Origin of the sequence: Micromonospora sp. CA-248089 (genome assembly GCF_050948515.1) — a bacterium.
Classification (GTDB): domain Bacteria; phylum Actinomycetota; class Actinomycetes; order Mycobacteriales; family Micromonosporaceae; genus Micromonospora.
Genome location: NZ_CP192016.1, coordinates 2,141,281 through 2,153,804 on the forward strand (window position 1 = coordinate 2,141,281; position 12,524 = coordinate 2,153,804).

Below are 12,524 nucleotides of genomic sequence, written 5' to 3' on the forward strand. Positions count from 1 at the left end.
GCATGTGGGCTAGTTTCAGCCAGGTGAGCGAGGTGGCGAGCGTCCCCGTCGAGGCGCAACTCGAGGCGTACCGGTCGGAGCTGACCGGCTACTGCTACCGGATGCTGGGTTCGGCCTTCGAGGCCGAGGACGCGGTGCAGGACACGTTCGTCCGGGCCTGGCGCAACTTCGACAAGTTCGAGGGGCGGTCCGCGCTGCGGACCTGGCTCTACCGGATCGCGACGAACGTCTGCCTCACCATGTCCACCAGCGCGCAGCGCCGGGTCCGGCCGATGGACCTCGGCCCGGCCGGCGTCGGCACCGCCACCCACCCCGGCGAGCCGCGCCCGGAGCAGATCTGGCTCGGTCCGGCGCCCGACGACCGGGTGCTGCCGGAGGTCGCCGACCCGGCCGAGGTGGTCGCCGGCCGGGAGTCGGTCCGGCTGGCGTTCGTCGCGGCGCTGCAGCACCTGCCGCCGAAGCAGCGCGCAGTGCTCATCCTGCGCGAGGTGCTGGCCTGGTCGGCGCAGGAGGTCGCCGAACTGCTCGACACGTCGGTGGCGAGCGTCAACAGCGCCCTGCAGCGGGCGCGGGCCACGCTCGCCTCCGCCGACACCGAGGCCGACGTGCGCCGGCCGCTCGACGCCGAGCAGCAGGCGCTGCTCGCGCGCTACGTGCGCGCCTTCGAGGCGTACGACCTGACGGCGCTCACCGCCCTGCTGCACGAGGACGCGACGCTGTCGATGCCGCCGCTGCCGCTGTGGCTGCACGGCCCCGAGCACATCGCGGCGTGGATGGCGGGCACCGGCAGCGGCTGCCGCGGCTCCCGCCTCGTACCGACCGCCGCCAACGGGATGCCCGCGTTCGGGCACTACCGGCGTGACCCCGACGGCTCAGGCCACGTGCCCTGGGCGTTGATCGTGCTCGGCGTCTCCGGCGACCGGATCACGTCGCTCAACAACTTCCTCGACGTCGACCGCCTGTTCCCGCTGTTCGGGCTGCCCGCCCGGCTGGAGGAGGGCGCCGGCCAGCCCGAGCAGGCCCGCGAGCTCGCGTAGGTCGTCGCCCGCGCCGCGTACCTCCAGCCGCCAGCCGAACCGCCGCGCGGTCAGGCGCATCCGCGCCAGCACCTCGACGGTGACCAGGTCGGGTGCGGTCACGGCGGACACGTCGCACACCACCACGCCCCCGTCGCGGCCACGCAGCGCCTCGGCCAGTTCGGCGCAGCGCGCCGCGATGTCCGCGCGGGTGGGCGTCCCGTCGGCCAGACAGAGCAGGTGGGTGATCACACGCATTGGACCGCCGTACCTCCCGGCTCTCATCGGTACGCGCGTGGCGAAACCGGCCCGGCGCAGGTTGCCTCGAACACCTTGTTGCAGGCAGTTACATCGACGTTAACTGCTATACCAATCATCGGTGCCCGGCTATATGATCCCGGTAGTTCACCCCGAAGCCTCACGAAACCGCAGCTCCCGCACCCCTCGGGTCGAACTCCGCAAGCCAGGTGCCTCCGCAACGTCGTGCCTGGCGGCCGCCCGGCGTTGTGGTTCGGCCTGCCGGAAAGGTGGGAACGGATGACAGGGCTCCCGTCCTTGGTCATCGGCATCGCGTCCTCGTCGGCCGAGCGCCGGCAGCTCGCCCAACTGCTCGGCGGCACCGAGTCGTTCCTGATCGTCTCCAGCGCCCACCAGGCCCGTCGCTTCCTCGACCTGGTACGTCGGCCCGCGCTCACCCCGCCGCCCGCGGCCGTGGAGGCCGAGACACCGGCCGAGCCGCCCGGGCGTGATCTGGCCGTCGACTCCGACCGGCGGGTGCTGCGCTGGCGGGAGCGGGAGATCGGGCTGACGCCGCTGGAGCACGACCTGCTGGTCTGCCTCGCCGGCACGCCCGGCCAGGTGTGGACGTACGCCCGGCTGCACCGCACCGTGTGGGGCAACGACCACCTCGGACGGCGCTCGGACATGCACTCGGTGGTCCGCCGCCTCCGCCGCAAGCTGGGCCGCCTCGACGCTTCCGCCACGATCCACGCCGTCCGAGGCGTAGGCTTCCGCCTCACTCCCTGACCGCGCCCCCGCCCGCCCCGCCCCACCCCGGCCCGGCCCGGCCCGGTCCGGTCCGGTCCGGTCCGGCGATCTTGAACTTTTGGCCCCGGGGGTGTCCCTTTGGCGCACTTTGCCAGGGCCGCATGTGCAAGATCCGCCGCCGGTGGAGGCGCGGGTGTGTGCCGGAGATCCTCGTGCGGCTGGTTGCCGCGACGAGCCTCCCGTCAGGCGAGACGCGCGTTCCGCGTGGTGGGATTGGCGGAGATCTTGGCAGGAAAGTGCCCTTATGGGGGCCGTTTGGTACCAAGATCTCGCCGGGCTCGCAGATCAACAGGAGTGGGACGGCCCGCCCGGTGTGTGCCGGGCGGGCCGTCCTCGTCGGTGCTGAGGTCAGCAGCGGGTGGGGGAGAGGGTGAAGTCCTCCACCGTGGGCGTACTGCTGTTGATCTTCGTCTGGCGCGTCTGGGGCTTCCAGCCGTCCTTCGCGACGATCAGGGTCAGCGGGTTGTTGCGCCGGTCCATCCAGTAGGCGTACCGGCCCTGGGCGTCGGTGGTGAAGGTGTACGAGTTCGCCCAGGAGTCGACCTGCACTGTCACGCCCGCCAGCGGCGCGGTGGTGCCCTGGCAGCTCGTGCCGGAGACCGTGCCGGACAGCTTGCCCCAGGTGGTCGGCGGCTGCGCGATCATGGTCACCGCCACCGGCTCGACGGTGTACGGAGTGTCCTCCTTGATCGCCACCGACGCGGAGTACGTGCCCGGCTGGTCGACGTTCGCCGTCATCGTGACGGTGACGGTGACCTTCTCACCCGGCGCCAGCGTGACCTTCGACTTGTCGACGGTCAGCCAGCTCACGTCGGCGGCGGCCTCCGAGCACTCGCCGAAGCCGGGCAGGACCTCACTGTCCTTGGTGGCCGTGAAGCTGCCCGACGAACCGCCGATCTTGTAGAACCCGCAGGCCGCGCCACCCCGGTAGCGGGCGGTGTTGGCGTTGGGCAGGTTGGCCCACGAGTTGGTCGCCGGGTCGAACGCGAAGCCGGCGTTGGTGATGGCGCCGCCCTGCGACCCGCCGACGACCAGGAGCTTGCCATTGGCCACCGCGTACGAGGAGGCCCAGCTGTCGGCCGGCGCGTCCGGGATGGCGGTCCAGGCGTTTGCGGCCGGGTCGAAGGCGTAACCGACCTTCTGCGACGTGGTTCCGTCGTTGCCGCCGGTGCAGTAGACGATGCCGTCGATCCCGCCGCAGGACAGGAACGCCACCGACTTCGGGTACGCCGGCAGCGTCTCCCAGGCGTCGGCGCCCGGGTCGTACCGGACCACCGAGTTGGCCATCGGCGTGCAGCTCGCGGTGGTGCAGCCGCCGATCGCGTACAGCTTGCCGCCCGCGACCGCCTGGCCGGCTGCCGAGCGCGGCGCCGGGTTGTCGGCCTTGCGGGTCCAGGTGTTCGCCGCCGGGTCGTACGAGAAGGTGGCGGCGTCCGGACCGGCGGCGCCCCAGCCGCCGGTGGCGATGATCTTGCCGTCGACCACCCCGACGGTCATGGCGTTGCGCGCGCCGGGCAGGTCGGCGATCCCGGTCCACGTCTGGGCGATCGGGTCGTACCGGTAGTTCTTGGCGCTCGACGCGGTGCCGTCGCCACCGGCGATGGAGTAGACGGAGCCGTCGACGGTGACGACCCGGTTGTCCATCACGTTCGCCGGGTAGCCCGGGATGGTGGTCCACGGGTCCGCCTGGGGTGCGGCGGCGGCGATCGCGTTCGACGACTTGCCCGACGAGCGGGCCGCGAACGAGGTGGCGGCGGTCAGCCGCTGCAGCGGCGCGCCGGTGGAGCCGAGCACCTGCTGCTGGGACAACTGGGAACCGTCGGCCCGCTGCAGCACGAACCCGCCGTCGCGCTCACTGAACTCGGCGGTGACCGGGGCCCCGCCGGTGTTGGTGACGGTGAAGGTCTTGCTGACCTTCCCGCTGGGCATCCGGACCGTGCCGGTGATCGAGGTCGGCTTCACCGACAGCCGGCCGGCGGCGAGCTGGAAGTTGGCCGCGGTGGCCCAGTCCTCCTCGACCGTCACCTGCTTGGTCTGGCTCACGTAGTTGCCGGCGCTGGCGGTGAACGGGTGCGTCCCGGTCAGCGACGAGAACATCCAGTAGAAGCCGTCGGGCAGCTCGGTGTCGTCCGGCGTGGCCACTGTGGTGGCCTTCTCCGCCGGGCGGTCCTTGCTGGTCACCGTGGCGCCGTTGACGTAGCCGTTGTCGTTCTTGTCGCGGACGTGGCCGAGCACCAGGCCGCCGTTCACCGGCTTGCAGACGAGCTTGCTGCCGATGAGCACGTTGTCGACCTGCCACCACCATTCCCAGCTCGCCTCGTAGTAGTGGAAGCGCACCCGCACCTGCGACTGGCCGGCCGCCTGCGGGATCGGCACCTCGGTCACCCGCGGGCCGCGTACGTCGGCCGCCTGCCGCAGCACGTTGCTCCACGTGGTGCCGCCGTCCAGGCTCAGGTCGACGTCCGCCCGGTCGCTGTTGAGCCAGTTGTAGTCCTGGTTGAACCGGATCACCGGCGCGGTGACGCCGGTCAGGTCGACCACCGGGCTGACCAGCGACGTGTCCTGCCGCCCGCCGCTGCCGTAGTTGTCGCTGTCGATGATGGCGAAGTTACCGCTGCCGCCGGTCAGGTTGCCGCGCTCACCGGCGTCGGTGAACTCCCAGACCTGGCCGGTGCCGGCGTTGTCCACCACGGTCCAGCCGTCCGGCACGCCCGTGCCGTCGAACGTCTCGTACTCGCCGTCGGAGCTGGTCGTGTAGCCGGGGGCGGTGGTGCACGCCTCCGGGTTCGCCTGCACCGCGATGTTGGCGACGGCGTTGCCCGTGCCGACGGTGATCTCCTTGGTGGTGGTCAGGTAGCCGGCGTACTGCGGTTCGACAGTGAGCCGGTAGGTGGCCCCGGACGGCAGCGACAGGCTGTAGCGGCCGGTCGCCGGCGTGGTGTAGTCGGAGATCGGCGTGCCCTCGACGCTCACCTTCGCGTACAGCGGCCAGCCGTGCCCGGGCCCGTCGGTGACCTGCCCGCTGACCGTCACGCTCGCCACCGCGGTGAGCGCCACGTCGAGCGTGGTCGTCGTGTTCGCGGTGATCGTCGCCGACAGCGTGCGGGTCGCGTACCCGAACGCCGAGACGACCACCTGGTAGTCGCCGGCCGGCAGGAGCGACGAGTACGTCCCGTCCGCGCCGGTGGTCAGCGTGCGGTCCGCCGCGCCGGACACGGTGACGGTGGCCCCGGCGATGCCCGCGCCGGTGGCGGCGTCGCTGACCTTGCCGGCCAGCGTGCCGTTGTCGCCGATCGGGGCGGCGGCGAGCAGCGCGAGCGCGTCCAGGCGGCCCTCGCCGTAGACGTTGTTGTCGTCGGTGGTGCCGCCGCACTGGGTGTCACCCTTGTCGATGGCCGCGTCGTCGAGCAGCGCGCGGGTCGCCGTGACGTCCCCGACCAGGGTGGGCGCCGCCGACCAGAGCAGCGCGATCGCGCCGGCCAGGTGCGGCGCCGCCATCGAGGTGCCGCTGATGCTGGCGTACGAGTCGGTCGGCACGCTGGAGCGCACGTTCACACCCGGCGCCGAGATGTTCGGCTTGATCTCACCGTTCTGCCCGGTGCCCCGGGACGAGAAGCTGGCGATGTTGTTGTTGACGTCGTACGCGCCCGCCGAGTAGTTGCTGGCCAGGCTGCCCGGCGAGCCGCTGGTCTGGCAGGACGGGCCGTTGTTGCCGTTGGACCAGACGCCGAAGATGCCGGATGCGGTCCAGGCGTCGGTGATGTCCTCCATGAACGGCTCGTTCGACGGCGTCCTGGTGCCCCACGAGTTGTTGATGATGTTCGGCCGCTTGCTGACGTCCGGGTTCTGCCCGTTGAGGTCGGTGGGCTCCAGCATCCACTGCCCGGAGGAGACCAGCGCGTCGTCGGACGGGCAGCACCCGTTCGCGGCGATCCACTTGACCTCGGGGGCGACACCGATCTGGTTGGCCCCGTCGGCACCGGCCATGGTGCCCATGGTGTGCGTGCCGTGGCCGTCGGAGTCGCACGGCGCGGTGGCGCACTCGCCGGCGGCGTCGAACCAGTTGTAGTCGTGGTCGAAGGTGCCGTCACCGTTGTTGCCCCGGTACGAGTTCACCAGCGCCGGGTGGTCGAACTGGACGCCGCTGTCGATGCTCGCCACGGTGATCCCGGCGCCCTTGACGCCGTACTGGGACCACACGTCGTCGGCGTTGATGTTGGCGATGCCCCACTCCAGGGCGTTCGCCGTCTTCTCGTCGGTGCCGGGGGTGGTCTCCGGCAGCTTGTACTCCACCGGCGCGTACAGGCCGTCCACCTCGGAGTGGGCGGCGAAGTTCTGCGCCATGGTCAGCGAGCCGTCGGTGACCTTGATGGCGTTCGTCGCCCAGAAGGTCTGGTACTTCGTACCCGAGCGGTCCAGCTCGGCGCGGATCTTCGACTGGCTGTCGGCGGCGGTCTTCTTCAGCGCCGCCGCGACGGCGGCACCGCGCTCGTTCCAGTCCTTGATCGCGGCGGCCTTGCTCAGGTCCGCCTTGGCGCCGAAGTGGATCCAGAAGTCACCCTCGCTCTTGCCCTGGAGCTGGCGGGTGAGTTCGGGACGGATCTTGTCGTCGGCCGACGCGCCCGCGCCGGTCTCGGCCTGTGCCGCCGTGCCGGTCACGGCCAGCGTGGTGGCGGCGAGCACCAGGGCCGCGCCCGCGCTCACCAGCCGCCGGGCCGGGCCCCATCTGTGTGGACGTCTCAGCATCGGTGCTGCCTCCTGTTCCGATGACCCGCTGATGATCGAGCCATGGCAGAAGGGCCAGGAGACGAACTCCCGACTGCGACACCGGTGTGAAAAGAACCCCCCAGGCCCCCTAGGCGCCGTGCGGGTCTGCGCCGGACGCCTGAGTGGACACTATGATCGACAGTAAGGAACGATCAATGACCGTACGTGAGCAACATGTCACCAACAGGCCCCCGGAATGGGCGGCCTGTTGACAGTTTTAGTCACGGTGGGGCGCGGTGACGACTGACGGCACGAACGCGGCGGACTCCGGCACCGACCCGTCGGAGCGCCCCTTCTCGCTCGTCATCGGGGTGACGTCGTCGCCGGCCGAGCGGCTGCGGCTGACCGAGTTGCTGGACGGCGTCGCGCCCCTTCTGATGGTCGCCGATCTCGACGAGCTGCGCGAGTTGATCATGACCGGCGCGCCCGCCCCGGCCCCCGCGCTGGCGCCGGCCGTCGCGCCGGTCCGGCCCGTACCCCGGGACAAGCCCGCGCCGGACGGCGCGCTGGTGATCGACGCGGCCCGGTCCACCGCCCGGTGGGGCAACCGCGAGACCGCCCTGACCCGGCTGGAGCGCGACCTGCTGACCTGCCTCACCGCCGAGCCGGTACGGGTGTGGAGCTACGCCGACTTGCACCACGCGGTCTGGCACGACGCGCCGACGCACGGCCGGGCCGACGTGCAGTCCCTGGTGAAGCGGCTGCGCCGAAAGCTCGACGAGCTGGGCACAGGCGTCACCATCGCGGCGGTACGCGGCGTCGGCCTGCGGCTGACCGACCACCGCCACCCCCGGGTGCGGGGCGACTGACTCTGGGTCCGCTGTGGCCGATCGGCGTCGCGTGCCGACGCCGCGCACGGCCGGACGGTGACAGCGGGTGACCCGATCGGTGGAGGCGTCCTACCGGTGTGGCCGGAATTGATGGCGACCGGTCGATTACCGGTGCGGCACGTATCGCGAGAGGTCTTTGCCTCCTACGGTGGCGTCCGGCACGCGGACGGAGGGGAATCGGGAATCACCCGAGGGGGCCGTCCCGGCGGACAGGGAGAGTTGTCTCGATGCGAGTTTGGCTTCGCGCGGTGGCGGTCGTCGCCGCCGGCGCGGTCGTGGTGGCGGGAGTGCCGGCGCTCGCCGCCACCGTCACCGTGCGGGACGCCGGCGTGGCCGGCCGTACCGGCGCCCAGGCGACGGGGAGCAACGCCGCGCTCGGCGCCGCGCGTACCACCGCGACCCGTGCGCTGGTCACCCCCGGGGACACCCGGCTGATGCCGACCACGCCCCGCACCGACACGCCGCGGATCACCAACGGCGAGATCACCGACATCGAGGTGATCGGCAACCGCGTCTTCATCGCCGGCACGTTCACATCGATCGCGAACGTCGGCGGGTCCGCGATCACGCAGCGGTCCCTGGCGTCGTACAACCTGGACACCGGCAAGGTGGACACCGGGTTCAAGCCGGTCATCGACGGCGCGGTCGCCGCGGTGGAGGCGTCGCCGGACGGCTCGTCGCTCTACATCGCCGGCGCGTTCAACACGATCAACGGGGTCACCAAGCGCAAGATCGCCCGGCTGAACCCGACCAACGGCGCGCCGATCGCCGCGTTCACCGCCACCGCCAACGCGCGGGCCACCGCGCTCGCGGTCAGCGGCAACGCCGTCTACGTCGGCGGCCAGTTCGCCACCGTCAACGGGGTCAGCCGCAGCGGCCTGGCCGCGCTCAACCCCACCACCGGCGCCGTCGACACCGGCTTCAACCTGCCGCTGACCGGCGGCATCGGCGTCGGCGGCATGCTCACCGTGCAGCAGCTCAAGCTCACCCACGACCGCAGCAAGCTGCTGGTCGTGCACACCGGCCGCCAGATCGCCGGCCAGGACCGCTACGGCGTGGCGCTCATCGGTACGGCCAGCAAGGCGCTGCTGCCCTGGCGTACCCGGCTGTGGGAGGACAACCTCTCCTTCGTCGGCGGCATCCAGCGGGTCTTCGCCGGTGACATCGCCCCGGACGACTCGTACTTCGTGGTCACCAGCGGCTCCGGCGGTGACCGTCCGCCGATCAACGACACCGCCATCGCGTACTCGCTGACCGGAAACGACAACGTCGAGCCGCTCTGGATCTCCCGGCACTTCGACAGCATCTACTCGGTGGCGATCACCGACACCGCCGTCTACGTCGGCGGTCACTTCAGCTGGCAGGAGTCGCCCACGTCGAACGTGCCGTGGCCCGGCCTGGACAACGTCGGCTACGGCACCGGCCAGGGACTCAGCGGCTACGGCCTCGGCGACCAGGTGGTCCGCCGCGACCACCTCGGCGCGCTGGACCCGCTCACCGGCACCGCCCTGGAGTGGAACCCCGGCTCCAACTCGTACGAGGGCGAGAAGGCGATGCTCGCCACCTCGCGCGGCCTGCTCGTCGGCGGTGACGGCAACGTCAAGGGCGGCAAGACGACCGGCCGGGTGGCCTTCTTCGACCTCTCCAAGGAGCCCGCGCCGGCGGCGCTGGACACCACGATCACCACGCCGATCGAGGGCGCGGTGAAGCCGGCGGGCGAGTCGTTCACCATCAGCGGTCAGGCGCTCGCCCCGGCCGGAGTGGCCCGGGTCCAGCTGGAGATCCAGGACCGCAACAGCGGCAAGTACCTCCAGGCCGACATGACCACCTGGGGCGCGTTCAAGGCGATCAACACGACGGTCGCCGCGCCGAACGCCACCTCCACCACGTGGAGCCTGCCGGTGACGCTGCCGGCCGGGGTCTACCAGTTGCAGGCCAAGACGTTCGACCGCAACGGCGCCGGCGACACCACCAAGGCGGTCAAGAAGATCGAGGCGTTCCGCTTCGACGACCTGCCGCCGACGACCCGGATCGGCTCGCCGGCGGCCGGCCTGGTCGCCACGCAGACGTTCGTGGCCTCCGGCACCGCCACCGACGACAAGGGCGTCAACTCGCTGATCTACTCGTTCCGCACCCCGGACAACAGGTACCTGCAGGACGACGGCACCGTCGCCGCGGTCTACAACACCTTCCGCGGCGAGCCGGACGTGATCGGCGCGACGTCCGCCACCTGGCAGTACGAGGTCACGCTGCCGATCGAGGGGCAGTGGAAGATGACCGCCACCGCCGTCGACACGACCGGGCAGAGCGACCTGCGCGGCGACACCCGCGACTGGACCGTCTCCGCCACCGGTGTACCGCCGACCGTGGCGATCACCTCGCCGGTGGCGATGACCCCGCCGGGCAACCCGGCGCCGCTCACCGTCGCGCCCGGCGGCACGATCACGTTCGCCGGTACGGCGCGCGACGACGACGCCCTGAAGTCGGTCGAGATCTATCTGCGCAACAACACCACCCGCGAGGCGCTCGCCAGCGACGGTACGTGGGGCGCCGACTCGGTCGCCGGCTACCACCGGATCTCGCCGACCAACCTCGACGCCGCGACGTTCGACTGGTCGTTCACCACGGTGCCGCTCACCCCGGGCGTCTACGACTTCCGGGTACGGGCGACCGACAAGCTCGGCCTGACCACGTCCAGCACCAACATGGGCCGGCTCACCGTCACCGCCCAGGTGCCGGGCGACGCCTTCCCCAACGGGCTGCTCAGCTTCACCGGCACCAACCAGGACATCGACCAGCTGCACCTGGACCTGGCCGGCACCGCCACCGACGACAAGGGTGTGCGGGCGGTCCGGATCGCGCTGCGCGACCTGGACACCGGCCGGTACGTGCAGCCCAACGGCACCATGGCCGCCGCGTTCGCCACCGTCGACGCGACGCTCGCCTCGCCCGGCGCGACCAGCACCGGGTTCACGCTCTCGATCGACCTGCCCACCCGGGGCACCTACAGCGTCGAGGCGTGGGCCGTGGACACCTCGGGTCAGCAGGACAACTCGACCAGCGGCGCGACCGCCCGTTACCTGGTCTACCCGGGTGACACCGACCCGACGCTGGAGCCGAGCATCACTCCGGTCGAGGGCCAGGCGTACACCGGCGGCCGGATCGTGATCACCGGCCGGGCCGTGGACGACGGCGGCATGCAGAAGGTCGAGGTGCAGATCGGCAACAGCGCCGGGCAGGGCATGAACTCCGCCGGCACGTTCGGCCGGGCGGGCGCGCCGAGCAACTGGCCGTGGATCGCCACGTTCCTCACCAGCCCGGGCTCGCCGGGGTCGAACTTCGCGTACACGTCGCCGGTGATCCCGGCCGGCACGTACACGGTGACGATCCGCGGCATGGACAACCGGGGGCAGTACCAGCAGCCGCCCCGTACCGTCACGGTGACCGTCACCGACTGACGATCACGCGGCCTCGCGGGCCGGTCCGCGCCGGGTCTCCCGGCGCCGGGCCGGCCCGTGCCCGTTCTCAGGGCTCGATCAGGCACATCCCGGCGACTGCCGGCCGGTCCATGGTGGCCAGCGCATCGGGCGCGGCGGCCAGGTCGACGGTGCGGGTGACCAGTTCGCCCGGGCGCAGCACCCCGGCGGTGACCAGCCGCAGCATCTCCGGGTACGCGTGCGCCGCCATGCCGTGGCTGCCGCGCAGCTCCAGCTCGTACGCGATCACCAGGTCCATCGGCAGCGCCGGGCGGCCCTGCGCGGCGGGCAGCAGCCCGACCTGCACGTGCCGGCCGCGCCGGCGCAGGCCCTCGATCGACGCCACGCAGGTGGCGTGACTGCCCAGCGCGTCGAGGGAGAGGTGGGCGCCCCCGCCGGTGGCCTCCCGGATCGCGGCGGCCACCTCGCCGGGACCGCCGAGCGCGCTCGCGTCCAGGCAGACGGCGGCGCCGCTGCGGCGGGCCAGCTCCAGCGCGGCGGGGGAGACGTCCACGGCCACCACACGCGCGCCGCTCGCCGCCGCGGCCATGACCGCGGACAGGCCGACGCCGCCGCAGCCGTGCACTGCGACCCACTCGCCCGCCGCCACCCGGCCCTGCGCGACGACAGCCCGGAACGCGGTGGCGAACCGGCAGCCGAGCGCGGCGGCGGCCGCCTCGTCCAGCTCGTCCGGCAGCCGGACCAGGTTGACGTCGGCGTGCCGTACCGCGACCAGCTCGGCGAACGAGCCCCATCCGGTGAAGCCCGGCTGGGTCTGCCGCTCGCAGACCTGCTGGTCGCCGGCCAGGCAGGACGGGCACCGCCCGCACGCGCAGACGAACGGCGCGGTCACCCGGTCGCCGGGCCGCCACCCGCGGACGTCCGCGCCGGCCGCCACGACGACACCGGCGAACTCGTGCCCCGGTACGTGGGGCAGGCGGATGTCCGGGTCGTGCCCCTGCCAGCCGTGCCAGTCGCTGCGGCACAGGCCGGTCGCACCGACCCGGACGACCACCCCGTCCGGCGCCGGCGTCGGATCGTCCACGTCGCGAATCTCCGGCCGCACCCCGAACCGCTCGAACACCACAGCACGCATGCCCCCGATCCTCACACCCCCACCCCGCGTCTCCTTCCACCCCCCACCCGCCCGCTCCCCGCTCCCCGCTCCCGCGATCTTGCACTTGCGGCCCTGTCGATGTCCTGAATGCCCCATCTGGCCGGGCAGAAAGTGCAAGATCACCGCGAGCGGGGGGCAGGGGCTGCCGGTCGCCACCTCACCTGCCCATCCCAGGCGCGTCGGGTCCGAGATGCGTGGTCCGTATCCCGGGAGTAGTGGATCTTGGTACGAAAGTGCCCTCATTGGGGCCGTTTCGTACCAAGATCTGCTG

The 12,524-nt window shown here is 71.9% G+C and carries 6 protein-coding genes and 1 pseudogene; 4 read left to right on the top strand and 3 right to left on the bottom strand.

Annotated features, from left to right (window positions below):
- The first annotated feature begins 2 nt into the window (after window positions 1-2).
- Complete coding sequence (locus ACQP26_RS10295) at window positions 3-1,037, top strand: sigma-70 family RNA polymerase sigma factor (RefSeq protein ID WP_281578464.1); 1,035 nt, start codon at window positions 3-5, stop codon at window positions 1,035-1,037.
- 30 nt (window positions 1,038-1,067) lie between these two features.
- Here the strand turns inward: ACQP26_RS10295 and ACQP26_RS10300 are convergent.
- Window positions 1,068-1,301, bottom strand: a pseudogene (locus ACQP26_RS10300) (hypothetical protein); the annotation flags it as partial.
- 252 nt (window positions 1,302-1,553) lie between these two features.
- On the opposite strand from ACQP26_RS10300, the gene ACQP26_RS10305 reads away from it, so the two are divergent.
- Window positions 1,554-2,042 carry a winged helix-turn-helix domain-containing protein gene (locus tag ACQP26_RS10305; protein WP_433495571.1) on the top strand — a complete coding sequence of 163 codons (489 nt, stop codon included), beginning with the start codon at window positions 1,554-1,556 and terminating at the stop codon, window positions 2,040-2,042.
- 369 nt (window positions 2,043-2,411) lie between these two features.
- On the opposite strand, the gene ACQP26_RS10310 is transcribed toward ACQP26_RS10305, so the two are convergent.
- The gene (locus tag ACQP26_RS10310) at window positions 2,412-6,809 is read right to left on the bottom strand and encodes a S8 family serine peptidase (protein WP_433495572.1); all 4,398 of its coding nucleotides are present in this window, start codon (window positions 6,807-6,809) and stop codon (window positions 2,412-2,414) included.
- A gap of 257 nt (window positions 6,810-7,066) precedes the next feature.
- On the opposite strand from ACQP26_RS10310, the gene ACQP26_RS10315 reads away from it, so the two are divergent.
- Window positions 7,067-7,639, top strand: a complete 573-nt coding sequence (locus ACQP26_RS10315) for a winged helix-turn-helix domain-containing protein (RefSeq protein ID WP_281578461.1) — start codon at window positions 7,067-7,069, stop codon at window positions 7,637-7,639.
- A gap of 248 nt (window positions 7,640-7,887) precedes the next feature.
- Complete coding sequence (locus tag ACQP26_RS10320) at window positions 7,888-11,118, top strand: Ig-like domain-containing protein (RefSeq protein ID WP_433495573.1); 3,231 nt, start codon at window positions 7,888-7,890, stop codon at window positions 11,116-11,118.
- Window positions 11,119-11,185: 67 nt separating this feature from the next.
- Here ACQP26_RS10320 and ACQP26_RS10325 read toward each other — a convergent pair whose 3' ends face one another.
- Window positions 11,186-12,232 carry a zinc-dependent alcohol dehydrogenase family protein gene (locus ACQP26_RS10325; RefSeq protein WP_433495574.1) on the bottom strand — a complete coding sequence of 349 codons (1,047 nt, stop codon included), beginning with the start codon at window positions 12,230-12,232 and terminating at the stop codon, window positions 11,186-11,188.
- Window positions 12,233-12,524: the final 292 nt, after the last annotated feature.

Bases quoted from the DNA above. Each gene is read 5' to 3' on its own strand.
- ACQP26_RS10305 (WP_433495571.1), top strand. From the start codon at position 1,554: ATGACAGGGCTCCCGTCCTTGGTCATCGGCATCGCGTCCTCGTCGGCC.
- ACQP26_RS10310 (WP_433495572.1), bottom strand. From the start codon at position 6,809: ATGCTGAGACGTCCACACAGATGGGGCCCGGCCCGGCGGCTGGTGAGC.
- ACQP26_RS10295 (WP_281578464.1), top strand. From the start codon at position 3: ATGTGGGCTAGTTTCAGCCAGGTGAGCGAGGTGGCGAGCGTCCCCGTC.
- ACQP26_RS10325 (WP_433495574.1), bottom strand. From the start codon at position 12,232: ATGCGTGCTGTGGTGTTCGAGCGGTTCGGGGTGCGGCCGGAGATTCGC.
- ACQP26_RS10320 (WP_433495573.1), top strand. From the start codon at position 7,888: ATGCGAGTTTGGCTTCGCGCGGTGGCGGTCGTCGCCGCCGGCGCGGTC.